This is a genomic window from Jeotgalicoccus psychrophilus DSM 19085 (genome assembly GCF_000425845.1).
Classification (GTDB): Bacteria; Bacillota; Bacilli; order Staphylococcales; family Salinicoccaceae; genus Jeotgalicoccus; species Jeotgalicoccus psychrophilus.
Genome location: NZ_KE384463.1, coordinates 260162 through 275998, shown reverse-complemented (window position 1 = coordinate 275998; position 15837 = coordinate 260162). Strand labels below are relative to the sequence as shown.

General features: G+C 40.4%; 17 protein-coding genes. 8 read left to right on the top strand and 9 right to left on the bottom strand.

What is annotated here, in order from left to right:
- The coding region (locus tag H625_RS13830; protein WP_211222587.1) for a hypothetical protein at positions 1–243 on the top strand (243 nt) is incomplete at its 5' end.
- A 63-nt stretch (positions 244–306) separates the two neighbouring features.
- On the opposite strand, the gene H625_RS13650 is transcribed toward H625_RS13830, so the two are convergent.
- Both H625_RS13650 and H625_RS0110130 read right to left on the bottom strand, forming a co-directional pair.
- The gene (locus H625_RS13650; protein WP_026859803.1) at positions 307–1338 is read right to left on the bottom strand and encodes a lysozyme inhibitor LprI family protein; all 1032 of its coding nucleotides are present in this window, start codon (positions 1336–1338) and stop codon (positions 307–309) included.
- A 179-nt stretch (positions 1339–1517) separates the two neighbouring features.
- The gene (locus H625_RS0110130) at positions 1518–1874 is read right to left on the bottom strand and encodes a YflT domain-containing protein (protein ID WP_026859802.1); all 357 of its coding nucleotides are present in this window, start codon (positions 1872–1874) and stop codon (positions 1518–1520) included.
- A gap of 910 nt (positions 1875–2784) precedes the next feature.
- Between H625_RS0110130 and H625_RS13645 the strand changes: the two genes are divergently transcribed.
- The gene (locus H625_RS13645) at positions 2785–2880 is read left to right on the top strand and encodes a type I toxin-antitoxin system Fst family toxin (RefSeq protein ID WP_156897221.1); all 96 of its coding nucleotides are present in this window, start codon (positions 2785–2787) and stop codon (positions 2878–2880) included.
- Positions 2881–3092: 212 nt separating this feature from the next.
- Here H625_RS13645 and H625_RS0110120 read toward each other — a convergent pair whose 3' ends face one another.
- Complete coding sequence (locus tag H625_RS0110120; protein ID WP_026859801.1) at positions 3093–3398, bottom strand: hypothetical protein; 306 nt, start codon at positions 3396–3398, stop codon at positions 3093–3095.
- 89 nt (positions 3399–3487) lie between these two features.
- Here H625_RS0110120 and H625_RS0110115 point away from each other — a divergent pair, with 89 nt between their 5' ends.
- Together H625_RS0110115 and H625_RS13785 are read left to right on the top strand one after the other, a co-directional pair.
- Entirely contained in the window at positions 3488–4498 is a 1011-nt protein-coding gene (locus H625_RS0110115; protein ID WP_026859800.1) for a lactonase family protein, read from the top strand.
- A gap of 14 nt (positions 4499–4512) precedes the next feature.
- The gene (locus H625_RS13785) at positions 4513–4920 is read left to right on the top strand and encodes a hypothetical protein (RefSeq protein WP_169516135.1); all 408 of its coding nucleotides are present in this window, start codon (positions 4513–4515) and stop codon (positions 4918–4920) included.
- On the opposite strand, the gene H625_RS0110110 is transcribed toward H625_RS13785, so the two are convergent.
- From H625_RS0110110 to H625_RS0110100, 3 genes are read right to left on the bottom strand one after another with little or no spacing between them, the layout of a single operon-like run.
- Positions 4874–6121 (bottom strand): peptidoglycan bridge formation glycyltransferase FemA/FemB family protein, encoded by a 1248-nt coding sequence (locus H625_RS0110110; RefSeq protein WP_026859799.1) that lies wholly within the window; start codon positions 6119–6121, stop codon positions 4874–4876. The genes H625_RS13785 and H625_RS0110110 overlap by 47 nt on opposite strands.
- Positions 6122–6145: 24 nt before the next feature.
- Entirely contained in the window at positions 6146–7408 is a 1263-nt protein-coding gene (locus H625_RS0110105; RefSeq protein ID WP_026859798.1) for an aminoacyltransferase, read from the bottom strand.
- A gap of 15 nt (positions 7409–7423) precedes the next feature.
- Positions 7424–8674: an aminoacyltransferase gene (locus H625_RS0110100; RefSeq protein ID WP_026859797.1), complete on the bottom strand. Its 1251-nt coding sequence runs from the start codon at positions 8672–8674 to the stop codon at positions 7424–7426.
- A gap of 711 nt (positions 8675–9385) precedes the next feature.
- Between H625_RS0110100 and H625_RS13005 the strand changes: the two genes are divergently transcribed.
- Entirely contained in the window at positions 9386–9979 is a 594-nt protein-coding gene (locus H625_RS13005) for a helix-turn-helix transcriptional regulator (protein WP_084135826.1), read from the top strand.
- Positions 9980–10018: 39 nt separating this feature from the next.
- Here the strand turns inward: H625_RS13005 and H625_RS0110090 are convergent, their stop codons facing one another.
- Together H625_RS0110090 and H625_RS13000 are read right to left on the bottom strand one after the other, a co-directional pair.
- On the bottom strand, positions 10019–10294 hold the full coding sequence (locus H625_RS0110090; RefSeq protein WP_026859796.1) for a helix-turn-helix transcriptional regulator: 276 nt from the start codon (positions 10292–10294) through the stop codon (positions 10019–10021).
- Positions 10258–10494 (bottom strand): type II toxin-antitoxin system RelE/ParE family toxin, encoded by a 237-nt coding sequence (locus tag H625_RS13000; protein ID WP_245573129.1) that lies wholly within the window; start codon positions 10492–10494, stop codon positions 10258–10260. The genes H625_RS0110090 and H625_RS13000 overlap by 37 nt, the downstream gene beginning before the upstream one ends.
- 136 nt (positions 10495–10630) lie before the next feature.
- On the opposite strand from H625_RS13000, the gene H625_RS0110080 reads away from it, so the two are divergent.
- From H625_RS0110080 to H625_RS0110070, 3 genes are all read left to right on the top strand, one after another.
- The gene (locus H625_RS0110080) at positions 10631–10999 is read left to right on the top strand and encodes an ArsR/SmtB family transcription factor (RefSeq protein WP_026859795.1); all 369 of its coding nucleotides are present in this window, start codon (positions 10631–10633) and stop codon (positions 10997–10999) included.
- Positions 10992–13160: a heavy metal translocating P-type ATPase gene (locus H625_RS0110075; RefSeq protein ID WP_026859794.1), complete on the top strand. Its 2169-nt coding sequence runs from the start codon at positions 10992–10994 to the stop codon at positions 13158–13160. The genes H625_RS0110080 and H625_RS0110075 overlap by 8 nt, the downstream gene beginning before the upstream one ends.
- A gap of 205 nt (positions 13161–13365) precedes the next feature.
- Positions 13366–13713, top strand: a complete 348-nt coding sequence (locus H625_RS0110070) for a c-type cytochrome (protein WP_051239057.1) — start codon at positions 13366–13368, stop codon at positions 13711–13713.
- A gap of 170 nt (positions 13714–13883) precedes the next feature.
- On the opposite strand, the gene H625_RS0110065 is transcribed toward H625_RS0110070, so the two are convergent.
- Positions 13884–15614, bottom strand: a complete 1731-nt coding sequence (locus tag H625_RS0110065) for a GMC family oxidoreductase (protein ID WP_026859792.1) — start codon at positions 15612–15614, stop codon at positions 13884–13886.
- Between the last annotated feature and the right edge of the window lie 223 nt (positions 15615–15837).

The following is a 15837-nucleotide window of genomic DNA, read 5'->3' as shown; positions in this document are numbered from 1 at the left end:
AACGCCGTTGTTAACCGGGAGCGCTGGATTCACAACAAAATGAGCCGCACCCAAAATATAGGGGATACAGCTCTCATCTCCCTACCCATTTCACCTTTCTTGAATCCCACATCAACATCTAGATTGATGTTCATTGCAGATTGCAGGTCGTATTGTGTTTCTCCGACATTCTCAGCAAAAATTTTAGCGTATAAGACTTCACGAACAGAAATAGTAGATGAAGCTAACTTTTTACAACAATAAATTTCGAAAACTAAATAATAAAAACAGCCATGTCCATAAAAATAGGGGATATGGCTGTTTAAATTATTCTAAGTAATTATCAATCAAATAACGGGCTCTCTCTTGAGTAGCATTAGAGAGATACGCATATCTTTTCTCTCTTTCCGCTGCTGTTAAATCGCTATATTCAGTTGCAAAAGTATGTTCTTTCATTTCAATCCACTCCAATTGTTCTGCTAGCAGCACTTCATATTCATCACTCGGCATATTCACTTCCAGTAAACTCCATACCTCGTTCAGCATATTGTCCCAGTCTGTATAATATTGGCCAGCAAACCCTTCACTTGGAGTTCCACCTTCACTATAGATCTCACTTGCATCTGAGTTCATTTCATCGTGTAAATTTCTTGCCTTCTGGTAATATTCATCTTTTACACTTCCATTGGAAGGCTTGGAAGTTGCCGCAGCTGTAACAACTTCAGACTTCTCATTTTCCTCTTCATCTTCTTTTTCAGTCTCAGCCAATTCTTCTTTTTCACGCTCTTCAGCTGCAACTTTACGCTCATTTTCTTCACGTTCTTCTTCGTCAGTACGTGCTTTTTCATCAGCTTTTTCTTGTTCTTCCTGCCGTTTTTCTTCTTTACGCTGTGCGGTATCTATTCTCGTTTGTTCTTCTTCAGCAGCTTTTGCTTTCTTTTCATGTTCTTCTATCTCTTTTTCCATATCGTCAACTCTGATTAAGTCAGCCGGGTCTCCCGGAGCGTCAACGACTGCTATTCTGTCTTTACCATCCATGTATCCTTCTAACAGAAATACTTTAGAACCATCTTCAGGATTGATTGCTTCAAGAAAGAAGTTGTCATTTTGTGTTTCCGTAAATATGTAACTCACAATCATCGGTTCATCGTTAGATGGTTTCCTGCTGATAATCTGTTCCTCACCAATTTCTAAAAATGTAGGTTCCTCATCCTCATCCAGTTTCCAAATACCTGTAATTTTACTTTCCGTCGTAATACCTGTAATTTTACTTTCCGTCGTACCGCCGCATGCTGTTAAAAATAGGGCAGTTGCTAACATCAGAGACATAATCCAACTTTTCTTCTTAATCATTATCATCTGCTCATCCTCCATTTAAAATTACATTATTTTGAAATTATGTAAACCCGGAATTTTATTATAAGCAGAAAGGGAGTGCTTGTCATCTTAATTAATCAGCAAACGCAGCAGGGCGCAAGCATCAAAAAAAGCTGCGTCCCGAAATATAGTGGGGCGCAGCTCAATTAATTTTTATATAATTAAGCTAACAATGTATCTAAATCTACACCATAAGCTTCCGTAACGATAAGGTAAACGACACCTTTGTCGAGTTCAGCTTCATACTGGGTGGCCTGATTTTCATCAAAACCGATGTTTTGCAATTTATTGCGAAGTTCATCGCCTTTTTTCTTGAACGTTGTCTTCACAGCGTCAGCAAGACCTTGTTCACTCATACCGATAGTATTCGCACCGGAGTTGTCCGCAATTCGTTTCGTACGATCATCGTCGTGGGTGATAACGTAAATGTCTTTAGTATCAACCTTGTTAGATTTTAAAATTTCAATCACTTCCTGGATCTTGTCATCATCATGATACGCTTTAATAAATGGTGCCATAATAATATCCCTCCAAATAATTTTACTGTAGTAAGTTGAACACATTAATGTGTATAACCGTTTGGCAAAATTTAAAACATAGGGCGTGTATAAAACGATAAAGATCTCGTGTCCTGGTGTGAGATGTTCTGAAGTTTACCGAGGAGCAGCCCTGATTAAGAGATATCTGTAAAATAAAAGATAAATATCGTATGTGAATTATATATCATACTTGTATTTAACATATAAACATCCAGATAGGTGACTGTACAACCCAGTATTTGGCAATACATGTAACTTCCTATAATATATGTTATGTAAACTTTAGTATGTATAACTAAATAAACGTTCAAATTCATGTATTTATATATGCTTATTTAACATAATTTATTTGCGTGTTTATATGGTTAATTTCTGTGCATTTGTCTCAGATTGCAATTCACACGCTGCAGATTTACATTCAGCTGCGCCTCTGTGGCTCAATCTGTCATCCAGCTCAAGCTCTCTGAGCTCAGTTAATATTATTCTACGTATAATCCTTCATTTAAGTTCTTAAAATCATCCTTAAATTTGGCTGATTTTATCAAATTCAGGATTTCAGCTTATATATAGATTTTACTTATTTAACGTTAAAAATACGTTTTTACGTATATTTTAGCTGAGTTTTAATACATGCTGAATCAGTTCCTGATAATCCTTATATACGTATATATTTGGCAATTTCTATCCAAATTACGTTAAATACTTATATTATATGTATTGCAATTGGTGCGATATTTTTATCAATCTAAATTGTCAGAATATTGCACTCAATTAATATTAAGATATAAATCCACCCTATTATTACATATGTACCAAGTATGATTTATGGTAAAATTATAGAGGTTGTCCAGTTCACTTCCGTGCATCTAGCATGGAAGGAGGTGACATCATGTTAAGCACTTTTTTTGAGTTATTACTTGCACCGATTACAGTCGGTACAACAATCGTATTGTTCAGTTATTGGCTGAATAAAGACGATAAGTAACTGGACAACTGCCAATACACCATAAAAAACGCCCAATCTATTACAGTAGATTGGGCGTTCGGTGATTCATGTTCAGCACTTTAATTGATAAGTACATTATACCACCCTATTTCAGTGTTGTAAAATGAAACAAATGATATTTAGATGTTGAACAGCTCACGTGATGTTGTCATGCAAAGCACTTTAACTGATAATTTCATTAACCAATATATTTATTCCCAATCTTCATCCAGTTGCAATTCTTTTATCTTTTCATACGCTGCATCATCAACAGAAAATGTCTTCTCATCCGAGTTGGCTAAATTCTCATTGACCGTCAGTTCATCGATCACATCATACAGCGACTCGATTTCATCCCGCGCAAATTCGTACTGTGCTTTACTCATCAGAACGCCCGCAACTGTATCCCCGTCGATTACGTGCACGACACTTTGCTCCTTTTCAGCTGTTTTAAAAGCATTCTCAGGATCTTTCTGAAATTCTGCAATATCTATCGTTATCCGCTCACTATTTTCCACATGCAGCGCCCCCTTCTTTTATCAGTTTCATTATACCCCTTTTCAAATTTCATATTCAGGGTATACAGTAAAAACCAGGAGGAGATTAAATGATTGGATACATTGACACTTATACCCAGAAAAAAAGTAAGGGCATTTATCGTTTCACTTTAGATCCGGAAGCTGAAGAATTGAACGGCGGCGACTTAATTGAAGAATTCCAGGGCCCGTTGTATTTGGATATTCAAGATGATAAACTCTATTCTCTGAAGCAGGATGGCGACACAGCCGGCATTGCAACATTTGAAATTGCAGATGGCGAGCTTAAATTCATCGATGAATGTCTGCCTGAAGGCGAAAACGGCTGTTATTTAACCGCGTCATCCGACGGCAAGTATATGCTCGATGCCGTGTACGATTCAGGCAAGCTGCGTTTATACAAAATGGACGAGCGCGGCATTGTTGTGGAACGGCTCGATGTTTTTCAAGTAGAAGGCAATGGCCCGCATGAACGCCAGGACCACGCGCACTCGCATTTTGTTACGGAAACGCCGGACGGCAAATATTTTGCAGCCGTAGATTTAGGTGCAGATAAGATTGTGACGTTTTCAATAGAAGAAGAACGTCTCGTCGTCGTGGCAGAGTCCAAAGTCGCGCCCGGCAGCGGCCCGCGCCACTTGGTATTCAGCGATGCTGGCGATTACGCGTATATTCTAACGGAGTTATCAAACGAAGTAATTGCTGCAGAGTATAATGACGGTGCCTTCAGCCCGATTGCAACATACTCCCTACTGCCGGAAGATTTCACTGAGCATTCTCAGGCAGCAGCAATCCGCAAGCACCCGAATGGTAAATATATTTACGCCTCGAACCGCGGACACAACAGTATTGCCGTCTTTGAAATTAAAGACAACGGCAAGTCATTGAACAGACTGCAGATTGAATCATCCAACGGCAACTGGCCTCGTGATTTTAACATTACTCCCGACGGACAGTATCTCGTCTGCGCACATGAGAAATCACACAACCTTGTTTTATTTAAAATCAACAAAGATGGCACAATCACCCGTTTAGACAGCGAAATCGAAGTCCCCGAAGGCATTTTCATTGGTTTCATTTAAAAATATACAGCACAATGACGGAATTAACACTCTATCTCGTCATCGTCACTTCCACAGTGACGGGATTGACACCTTATCCCGTCATCGTCACTTCCATAATGACGGAATTAACACTCTATCTCGTCATCGTCGCTTCCACAATGACGGGATTAACACTCTATCCCGTCATCGTCACCTCCACAATGACGGGATTACCACCCTATCTCGTCATCGTCACTTTCACAATGACGGGATTAACACTCTATCCCGTCATCGTCACCTCCACAATGACGGGATTAACACCCTATCTCGTCATCGTCACCTCCACAATGACGGGATTAACACCCTATCAAGACGCAAGAACAGCCGACAGAGGATTCTGCCGGCTGTTCCTGTTTATATTTTCCCAAGTTTCTTCGCTATCGCATACACCGGTTTGTTAAATACTTTATCAAACGTGCCGGGCAGCTCTTCAATATACGGTGTGAAGCCGCGCTTGAATCGATAAACGCCGTAGTCCTGTGCCGCTTCAGTAAAGTCGCCTGTCAGGCCGAAGAAGTTAAACCGCTTCACGCCTAATTCCTGCGCCTTCTTAATCATTTCCCAGGTCGCAAAATTCGTACCTTTAAAGAACGACAGTTCCGGATAGCTTCCGCTGAACAGGTATACCATTTCATGGTTATTGTAATAGTACATGCCCGCTGACAGATCGAGTTCCGTGCCGAATTCCGCTTTGAATTCTTCCATTTTCTCAATCCGCTTATCTTTACTCGCGAGCTGTTCTTTATGTTCATTAACGCGTTTTTTCTCGCGCTTCGTCGCCGTACCGTTCGCCGTTTTTTCTTCTATCTCTGCAATGTTAGCGAGTTCCGCTTCACGTTCCGCGTGCAGCTGCTCCAGATAATTATCCACATTCACATGGGTCAGCACTAAAAACATGCGGTCCTTCAGCGTATTCAGCAGATTTTTAATTTTCTCCGCCGGCACCGGGTCAAAACCGATGCGTTCTTCTGTCTCTTTATATATATCGATAAACTTATCATACTCGTCTTCATCAAGCAGCTTTAACTCAAGCGGCATTGTTTCTGTCTGACGTGTATTATAACGAGTCGTCGTATCCATCTGCTTTAATATCTCATCGAGCGGTTTATCGACATCGATTACTGCCTGATAACGCAACAGCTCTTCAGTGATCAGTTCTGTCGTAAAGCCGTGATGGTTATAACCGAGATTCTCATATATAGAAACAATTTCCTGGTTATTACGCTCATCCGACTCACACACATTACCATCATGATCCCGCATCTGGTAGACAGTATACGGAGAATGAATCATCTGCAGTGCACCGTTCTTCTTGACATACGCATCAATGGCTTCTAAGAAGAACTTCAAACGCTCATTAGTAAAGTCATTAATCAGCGGTCCCGTATGAGACGTAAACAGTCTGAATTTCTTCAATACTGATGTCGCACTGAGGAGTGATACTCCCGCCAAGTCTTCGCCATCATATAACCCGAGCAGATGCGTTTCATTCACACGGGAAATGTAATCGTAGAACAGCTCATCATGAAAATAGTGCATATGCCCGTCATAGGTCTGTACAAATAATCTAAATGCTTCTTCTGTTATTGGTTTTACTTCCATCGCTGGATCAAACCTTTCTATGCTTTACTTATTCAGTCCAAGTTTCGCTTTTACTTTATAGACATTGTGCTGCATTGGCGCAATCACTTTAACGAAGTCCCCAACCAGCTCTTCAATCTCTGCATTGAATCCGCGCTTAAATCGATAAACTCCGTAGTCTTCCCCGTCCTCAGAGAAGTCTCCGCTTACGCCGTAAAAGTTATAGCGTGAGATATCATTTTCGATACAATACTTCATCATCTCTAAATGCATTTTATACGGTCCAACGAACTGCGGATACTCAGATGTACTTGCCCCTGAGTTATACACAAGCTCATACGGCGTTTCAAAGTAAATGCCGGCAGCAAGATCCAGCACATTGCCTTCCTTCTCGTGGATGACTTTCGCTTCATCTAGATCGCCGGTAAGATTACTCACTTGTTTTTCCATCTCTTTTATCTTGTTTAATGTCTTGTCATTCTTATTCTCTTTCGCCTGCATTGTCTCTAAGCGTTTTGTAACATCCTCTAATTCCTTAGTCAGATTCGCCACATACTTATCGAGTTCGATATAGGCGTAAGGAATGAGCACTTTATCGCCGTAAGCTTTTTTAAAGTTCGAGAAATATCCCTTAGGATCCGGATGTGTAAAGAAGCCCTGGCGTTCTGACGTATCGGCATACAGCTTCACGAACTTATCGATTTCATCGACCTCTAAAAATCTAAACTCCACGCCGTATTTCTGTACTTTCTTCATATTGCGCTTACGCTGTGAGTCGAACGATTTAACGAGTGCCTTCTCATCTTCAAATGGCGATACATCCAAAACACTCATCCAGCGTGCCTGGGACGTTTTAGAATAACCGCGTGTAAATCCTTCATGACCGTAGCCAAGCGACTCCATCAGCTTGATTAAGGCATCCTGCGCCGGGTATTCTCCCTTCTCGACAACATCCTTATCATACTTCTTGTAAATCCAGTTCGGATCGACTTTAACGTATGAACAGTTATTCTTCTTAAGGTATTCCGTTAAGCCTTCAAAATAGAAACGTACCAGCTCTAAATTATGATAATCGAGTACCGGGCCTCTGTTCGAGTAATAGAAATATTTGCCCATCACTGTCGGCTGCAGTGTAAACAGACATGCTGCCACAACTTTATCCGCATCATCTTTAACACCGAGCAGTTTAACCGTTTCGCCGTTCATCTCACGGTTGGTTTTATTTTCAAGCATCTGGAAGAAAGCCGCCTCATGGCCTTCTTCTATAAATGCCGCATATTCTTCATCAGTTAATTCTAAAAACTTCATGCGATTCACTCTCTCTTATTTATTACGCAGCTTATTCAGTCCGTTATAAATCTTATACGCCGGACCGTTCACCGGTTTGATAAAGTCCCCGATATATTCGTTCACTACAGCATTGAACCCTTTCTTAAACTGAATTACACCGTAGTCTTCAGCATTCTCAGTAAAGTCTCCGCTGATTCCGTAGAAGTTGTACTGGTCTATACCTTGTTCCAATGCATACTGAATCATTGTCCACTGAATTAAGTAGCTCCCTGCAAAATGACGGAAGTCGTTATCTGTCCCGCCGGACAGGTAAGTCACTTCATGCGGTGTCACTATAAAGTACGCACTCGACAGCGGCAGTTCCTTGCCGTGTGTTTCCAGCAGCGCTTTACCTTCAGTCAGCTTCGCATCGATGTTCTCAAGCTGCTCGCTCAGATTCTTAATTTTATTCTGGTTCTTCTCGTTATCCGGATCACGCTCTAACGCACGTTCCGCTTTTTCGATACTCTTTTCCATCTTCTTCTTATCCTGTGCAATAGACTCGTTATAATCTTCCAAGTCTACATACACCATCGGAATCATAACCTGATCTTTAAAGTAGCGTTTTCTATCAATATAGAAGCTGTCATCTCTATCGTAGAAAGACTTCATCTCTGACGTATCTTTCATAAACTTACGGAAGATTTCGATATTATCGATATCAAGATACTTAATATGCAGACCGTGTTTCTCCGCCTTCTTAATATTACGCTTACGGAGCGTATCCATTTCATCGAATGCCGTCTTCTTATCTTTCCCTGCAAGATCCAGCACTGAATGCCAGCGAACCTGGACAATCGGGTCAAAGCCGTTTTTAAATCCATCATGATCGTAACCAAGGGCTTTAAAGTTATCAAAGATATAATCATTTTCCATACTCTTAATAACTTCGCCCTCGTGATTGCGCTTATTAATCACTTCATACGGGTCCGCGCGCAGGTACATGACTTTCTTCGGTTTTAAGAACTTCGTCAAGCCGTCAAAAAATGTAGTAAAAACCGTTTCGTCGCTGTAGTCAAGCACCGGCCCTCTATTCGTATATGCGTATTTAAATACTTTCATGACAGGCGTCAATGTAACTAGGCAAGCAGCCTTAACCGCGTCGCCGTCTTTTACACCTACTAAATAAGTCTCAATGCCGCTGTCTGTTTTTAATTTGTAATTTTGTTCTGTCTGGGTAAAATGACTGAAATGTTTTCCTGTGTAGTCATTGAATTCTTCCAATGTTAACTCTGTAAATTGCATAATGGCACTCCCGTTCATCAATTCTCAATCTCTAATATAGTAACAGATTTCAGCCTGTGTTTCATCTAATAACCGAGCAGAACCGCACCCATTCAAATGAAATACCGTTAAAAGATAAAAATCTCATCACCGGCGCGGGGATGCTGTCTGTTTAATTGGGAGTCGCCGGGGGGATTGGGGGATCGGTTGACAACGGTGAGACACCGTTGTCATTCGGGGCGCGTCGATTAACAACGAGGAAGCGCCGTTGTCATTCGGGACCTGTCGGTTTACAACAGGTAGACGCCGTTGTCATCCGGGGCCTGTCGGTTCACAACAGGAAAACGCCGTTGTTATCCGGGGCCTTTACGAGAACCCTTCCAGGTTTACACAGGAATAAATATAAAATAACATCCAAAATGAATTGTTGTTAATTTTCTTATAACTAATTTTTCGTTCTGAAAAGATCCATTATTTTTTCATTACTGCTACGCTGGTTAGCTATACAAGTTAATCAGATTACATATAATTTCCTGGCAATCTTTCGTTGCTCCTATGATTTCAAATTCAAATACCACAGTAGATTTTTATTGATTTTCAAATCATCAATCAACTTCATCTCCAACATTAAATTCGCCTATATAAGCGAACTTAAAAATTCAATTCGCCTTTTAAGACGAATTATTGTAGAATGTACTCATTACATTAAAGGAGCTGGTTACCATAATCTCTATGCTGATTTTGGATGTGTCGAACAGTACTAAGGCACCGCCTGAGATATACAACCATCTTTCTCATATAGAACGTAAACTGCGAGATTTAAACTCCAATGAGAATAAATTATATATGAATTATCGGCTGGGAGAAGAGCTTTTTATCTTATCATCACAGCCGCATTACTCTATATTGTTAGCATTTTATGCAAAATCATTATGGCCTGCTTCAGACTTTCCATTAAAGTGCAGTTTCCATACTGTCGATGATTCCTACCCTGAATACAATCCCGATCGCTGGGATCACTCTTCCATAAAAGTGGTAAGAGAGTCGCTTCAAACGATTAAAAAGTCTAAAGTACAGGATTTCTCAAGCCCTGATATGCCGAAAGGTATCGAAATTGCATTAATGTACGCGACGGATATTTTTAGAACCGTAACACCGCTGCAACAGGAAGTTATGCAGTTCTATTTAACAGGTATGACTCAGAAGGAAATCGCAAGACTGACAAAACGATCTGTGTCGACCATTTCGAAACATGTCCATGCATCCCGGGTCAAGCAGCTGACGGAAATTATTGATTACCTTATAACCCATTACGAACTGGAATAGAAAAATCGCTGTCAGAATAGCTGACAGCGATTTTTATTTCTATAAAATACTCATTTCAAGTTCTTTACCTACAGCTTGAGCAATGCGGCTCAGCATATCTACAGTTGTGTTGACCTGTGCATTTTCAATACGTACAATTGTAGATTTTGGAACCCCAGCTTTATCTGCAAGCACCTGTTGAGTTAAGCCATGCTTTTCTCTCAGTTCGACTATCATTACGGCAGTCTTTAAGCGTTTAGACTCCTCTTCATAAGTTTTTTTACGTTCAGGATCTTTTGCTATAGCTTTTGCTTTGATTTCATCCATTCTAGACATTCATACTCCCTCCCTAAATATCTGCGTCGTAGACGCTTGGCTTTTTTTATTTCATTAGGCGGTGTCCTTTGAGTTTTCTTTGTAAATCCATGGGTCATTACATACTGATTATCTTCCATATGGAAGTAAACAGCTCTTTGTATGTTGTTACTGAACTGGCATCTAATTTCGTATAAATTCTTATCCAGTTTCTTTTTCATAACTTCATAGTAGCATATACGCCACCAAAAAATATAATAATACATCCTTTCAATACTCATTATAGTATCCACTTGAATAATTTTTCGATAAAGTTTACAATACAATCAAGTAAATACTTGAATATAGAGGTGTCCTATGACGAATAATAATGTATGTGAAGTTTTCTGCTTCGATGAAGATAAAGTAAACCGCCTGCAGAAAGATATAGAAAGAGTCGACATCACAGGGATGTCGCAAATGCTGAAAGCCATTGCGGATAAAAACAGAGCGAAGATTACATATATTCTCTGTCAGGATGATGAGTTATGTTTATGTGATATCGCGTTGATACTGGATATTACTATCGCGAATACCTCCCATCACCTGCGTACTTTATATAAAGAAGGTATCGTTACTTCACGTAAAGAAGGCAAGCTCGTGTTCTACTCGCTGAAAGATCCGAATATCAAACAGCTGATGACATTTGCGCTGGCTCACCAGGAAAGGATGACTGCCAATGTCTAAGGAACTCACTGCATTGAATGAAGCGGATAAATCAGTATTCCGTGTTGAAGGTTTTTCATGTGCCAACTGTGCCGGTAAGTTTGAGAGAAACGTCCAACAGCTGCCTGAAGTTCAAGATGCCAAAGTTAACTTCGGCGCCTCAAAAATTTCAGTCTACGGTACAGCATCAGTAGACGAACTTGAAAAAGCAGGGGCATTCGAAAATCTTAAAGTCACACCGGAAATCAAAACAGGTATCAGCAAACAGAAAACAGAGGATAAAAAAGAAGAAGACCCTTTCCTTAAAAAACACAGCACCCTTCTATACTCCATTCTTTTAATTGCTTTCGGTTTTATATCCATGGCAGTTAACGGCAATGATAATATTTTAACGCCGCTGTTGTTTATCGCGTCCATGCTGATCGGCGGCAGCAATATGCTGAAAACAGGACTCATCAATTTAACGAAACTGGAGTTTGATATGAGAACGCTGATGACAGTCGCGGTAATCGGCGGTGTATTAATTGGTGAATGGGCAGAAGTTGCGATTGTTGTTGTGTTATTCGCCATCAGCGAAGCACTGGAACGTTTCTCGATGGAACGTGCGAGAAAATCGATCAGTTCATTAATGGACATCGTGCCGAAAGAAGCGCTGATTAAAAGAAATGGTCATGAGCAATTAATCCATGTCGATGATATCATGGTCAATGACGTGATGATTGTGAAACCGGGTCAGAAGATCGCGATGGATGGGATCATTACATCCGGCCACTCTTCAGTGAACCAGGCAGCCATTACCGGTGAATCTCTCCCTGTAGAGAAATCCAATAATGATGAAGTATTCGCAGGGACGCTCAACGAAGAAGGTTTCCTTGAAGTTAAAATTACGAAATTAATTGAAGACACAACGATTTCAAAGATTATCCACCTTGTAGAAGAAGCACAGGGAGAACGTGCACCGGCTCAAGCCTTTGTCGATAAGTTCGCGAAGTACTATACGCCGGCAATTATGGTGCTTGCACTCTTAGTTGCAACGGTACCTCCTCTATTCTTTAATGCAGAATGGTCTACCTGGGTATATCAGGGACTGGCTGTACTCGTTGTCGGTTGTCCATGTGCGCTTGTAATTTCAACTCCAATCTCAATCGTTTCAGCGATCGGTAATGCAGCAAAACACGGGGTTTTAATTAAAGGCGGTATTCACCTTGAAGAAATGGGCAGCTTAAAAGCCATCGCTTTTGATAAAACTGGCACGCTGACAAAAGGTGTTCCTGCCTTAACTGATTACAAAGTTCTAGACAGCGACACGAATGGAACTGAACTGATGTCTATTGTCAGCGCACTGGAAAACCGTTCGCAGCATCCTCTGGCTTCAGCAATTATTAAAAAAGCGGACCACATGAATGCGGACTATAACAAGATAGAAATTAATCACTTCTCCTCTATTACAGGACGGGGTATTCAGGGTGATATGAATAACGAAACGTATTACATCGGCAGCCCGGCTTTATTCACAGAGTTAAACACACCAAACTTCAATTCAGAGCTCCAGCAAGAAGTGACAGCACTTCAGGAACATGGTAAAACAGTGATGCTTGCTGGTACAAGCGATAAAGTGCTCGCACTCATTGCAGTGGCGGATGAAGTCCGCGAGACGAGTAAACGTGTGATTCAGAAACTGCATGAAGTGGGCATCGATAAGACGGTGATGCTGACTGGTGACAACCAGAGTACGGCGAAAGCTATAGCTGAACACGTTGGTGTATCAGACGTACAGTCTGAATTAATGCCGGAAGATAAATTGAATGTGATCAATAAACTCAAAGAGAAGTACAAACATGTCGGTATGGTTGGCGACGGCGTGAACGATGCCCCCGCTTTAGCTGCTTCAACGGTTGGTATTGCGATGGGCGGTGCTGGAACGGATACTGCACTGGAAACCGCAGATGTTGCTTTAATGGGAGATGATTTGCAGAAGTTGCCATTTACTGTGAAGCTGAGCAGAAAGACTTTGAATATCATTAAAGCGAATATTACGTTCGCCATAGCGATTAAAGTTCTTGCTCTCTTGTTAGTTATCCCTGGATGGCTGACACTGTGGATTGCGATATTATCTGATATGGGCGCAACGATATTAGTGGCATTGAACAGTCTGAGACTGATAAAAGTGAAAGATGAATAATATAAGAGCAGGAATTATCCTGCTCTTTTTCAATATTTAAAGGCCTTGTTTTTTTATACATATTAAAGATTTTAAGAATGACATTCATGATTCGGTCGAATAAATCCAAAGTTAATGAAAACAATTGCAGATATTATTCGGTAATGCTTAAAATTGTGATATATTAAAGGTGTATCAGTATTTAAAATTTTGAGGGGGTCAGTTTATGAATTTGAAGAAATTTCTAATGGCCGGCGGTCTTTCCATGGTTCTCATTCTCGGAGCTTGCGGGAGTGGCGAAGAAGAGGCATCTGAAGAACCTGCAACAGAAGAAGACAGCAGCGCTTCAAGCGGTGATGTCGATGCTGAAAGTATCGCTCGTGATAACTGTGCTTCATGTCATGGTCAAGACTTCTCAGGCGGTATGGGTCCAGCGCTTGCGGGTATGAGTCTCAGCGAGGATGAGTTCAGCGAAATTGTAAGAAATGGCCAAGGACAGATGCCTGCTTTCAGCGAAGATCAAATTAAAGACGAAGAGCTCTCTGCACTCTACACTTTCTTCAGCGAACAGTAAGAAGAAAAATCGTCCTTTAATCTGCTCCCCCTAAAGTAAACTACTTTAGGGGGAGCTTTCTCTTGAAATCATTACAAAAAGACGACCCGATGATTTCCTGCTTTCTAATTAAGTTATTAACTTAAAAAGATAAAAAAACACACGCAAAATTGCGTGTGTTTGTGTCTGTCTTAGTTTTCTAATCTCTGGTTATCTTTATGATATTTAATTATTCCTTCAGCACAACGATACGCTATCGCACCGACTGTTCCTGTCGGGTTGTTTCCTGAGTTGTGTACAAACGCACTGGATCCTGCAACAAACAAGTTATCACGATCCCAATGCTGCAGCCAAGTGTTAACTACGCTGTTCTCAGGTTCTGTACCCATCGGAGTACCACCTGAAATATTTGTTGATTGATAAGGCACAATATCATATGCACCGATATCATCATTTGATACATCTATATGTTTTGCACCCATCTTCTCCATAATATCCTTACATTTCCCTGTCAGATATTTATTTCTTGCATTGTCTTCTTCTGTCCAATTATATGTAAGCATCACTTGTGATTTTCCAAATGCATCCTTGTATGTGTCATCTAAGTCCAGGTAGTGATCTTTATGCGGTCCTGTATGCGCCATAGAATATACTTCTAATGTTCTTGTAAAGTTTTTAATTGATTCTTCTTTGAATTCTTCTCCCCATTCAGGCGTATCTTTACGAACTGTGTTCGATAAAATAGGACGGGCACCTGTTTGAGTAAAGTGGATTGATCCTCCGTGTATAAAATCAAGATCCTCATGATCAAAGTTATCACCGTTAAAATCATCCAGAATCATACCCAGTGCACCTGCACCCATGAATGTATTAAACTGTTCATCAAAGAACCCGGTAGCACCTAAACCAGTCTGGTAACAATAATTACTTCCGAGTGTCCCTTTTTCTGTTTCAGGATTATATTGTTCTCCAATATCTGAAACTCTGAGCAGCTTATAGTTATTAAATAAGAAGCTTGTTAGTACAACAACATCTGCTGGCTGGAAAAATTCTTCATGCGTCATAGTGTCTATGAACTTCACACCAGTTACTTTTTTATCATCATCTTTATCAGTAACAATTTCAGTAACGTTTGAATTATAACGTATTTCATAGTTTCCAGTTTTTTCTGCTGTTTTTAACACTGTCACGTCAGGTGTTGCTTTTGCATCATACTCACATGCAAAACGTTCACAGAATGCACAGTATTGACATTGGTTTAAAACCTCGCCATCAGGGTTCTCATAACTCTGTGACATGTTGGCAGACGGCATCATAATGGGATGCAGATTCAGTTCTTTCGCCGCTTTTTCAAACAGTCTTAAAGATTTAGTTTTAAGCATTGGCGGGTTTGGATAAGGACTGGAGCGCTCCTCACCAAGCGGGTTTTCTTCACCGCTGACTCCGGCAGTTTTTTCAAACTTGTCATAGTATTTTTCCAGTTCATCAAATGTGATGCCCCAGTCACGATAACGAAGACCGGAATCTTCTCCCAGTTTTTCTTTGCCGTATTTCTCTTCTGTCATTGATTTTATCTCAAAATCATATGGCATATAACGGTCAGTCTGCCCATTCCAGTGTGTACCGGCTCCGCCACGTCCACTGCCCGGTAAAAATGAACCTAAACGACGAACAGGAAGTGCTTGTTCATCCCTAGTATTTCTAAACGTTAAAGTTTCAATTGAAGTATCCTGCATCAGTTCATAGCGCTGAGCATATTTCAATTCATCATGTATATGCTGATAGTCAGTCGTATCACGGTAGCCCCCGCGCTCTAAACTTTTAACCTTTAATCCTTCTTTCGCAGTTTCTGCAGCAACAATTCCGCCTGTCCAGCCGGCCCCAATCGTTACAACGTCTACTTTCTCTAACTCTTTTGCCATTTCTTTATCCTCCTATTATTTACACCCGTATCTTTTCATAAAAATCGTATTTACAAATATATCCTGCAATAGATCATTGTAACATTATTAAAATATTATGTAAGAGTTTTAAAGAAATATAAGTTTAAGTTGATAATGATAATTACAAAATATTATTACCATGTTTAATGAAAACTTGAGCAATTCGCCTCAGCATTTCCCCAGTAGTGTTAACCTGACCATT

What these genes read in the sequence shown, in the direction of transcription:
- H625_RS0110065 (WP_026859792.1), bottom strand. Translation starts at nt 15,614, where the DNA reads ATGGCAAAAGAGTTAGAGAAAGTAGACGTTGTAACGATTGGGGCCGGC.
- H625_RS0110110 (WP_026859799.1), bottom strand. Translation starts at nt 6,121, where the DNA reads ATGGAAGTAAAACCAATAACAGAAGAAGCATTTAGATTATTTGTACAG.
- H625_RS13000 (WP_245573129.1), bottom strand. Translation starts at nt 10,494, where the DNA reads ATGAAAAAGAAACTGGATAAGAATTTATACGAAATTAGATGCCAGTTC.
- H625_RS13785 (WP_169516135.1), top strand. Translation starts at nt 4,513, where the DNA reads ATGACGGAATTAACACTCTATCTCGTCATCGTCACTTCCACAGTGACG.
- H625_RS0110130 (WP_026859802.1), bottom strand. Translation starts at nt 1,874, where the DNA reads ATGGCACCATTTATTAAAGCGTATCATGATGATGACAAGATCCAGGAA.
- H625_RS0110075 (WP_026859794.1), top strand. Translation starts at nt 10,992, where the DNA reads ATGTCTAAGGAACTCACTGCATTGAATGAAGCGGATAAATCAGTATTC.
- H625_RS0110070 (WP_051239057.1), top strand. Translation starts at nt 13,366, where the DNA reads ATGAATTTGAAGAAATTTCTAATGGCCGGCGGTCTTTCCATGGTTCTC.
- H625_RS0110080 (WP_026859795.1), top strand. Translation starts at nt 10,631, where the DNA reads ATGACGAATAATAATGTATGTGAAGTTTTCTGCTTCGATGAAGATAAA.
- H625_RS0110100 (WP_026859797.1), bottom strand. Translation starts at nt 8,674, where the DNA reads ATGCAATTTACAGAGTTAACATTGGAAGAATTCAATGACTACACAGGA.
- H625_RS13005 (WP_084135826.1), top strand. Translation starts at nt 9,386, where the DNA reads ATGCTGATTTTGGATGTGTCGAACAGTACTAAGGCACCGCCTGAGATA.
- H625_RS0110105 (WP_026859798.1), bottom strand. Translation starts at nt 7,408, where the DNA reads ATGAAGTTTTTAGAATTAACTGATGAAGAATATGCGGCATTTATAGAA.
- H625_RS0110115 (WP_026859800.1), top strand. Translation starts at nt 3,488, where the DNA reads ATGATTGGATACATTGACACTTATACCCAGAAAAAAAGTAAGGGCATT.
- H625_RS13645 (WP_156897221.1), top strand. Translation starts at nt 2,785, where the DNA reads ATGTTAAGCACTTTTTTTGAGTTATTACTTGCACCGATTACAGTCGGT.
- H625_RS0110090 (WP_026859796.1), bottom strand. Translation starts at nt 10,294, where the DNA reads ATGTCTAGAATGGATGAAATCAAAGCAAAAGCTATAGCAAAAGATCCT.
- H625_RS13650 (WP_026859803.1), bottom strand. Translation starts at nt 1,338, where the DNA reads ATGATAATGATTAAGAAGAAAAGTTGGATTATGTCTCTGATGTTAGCA.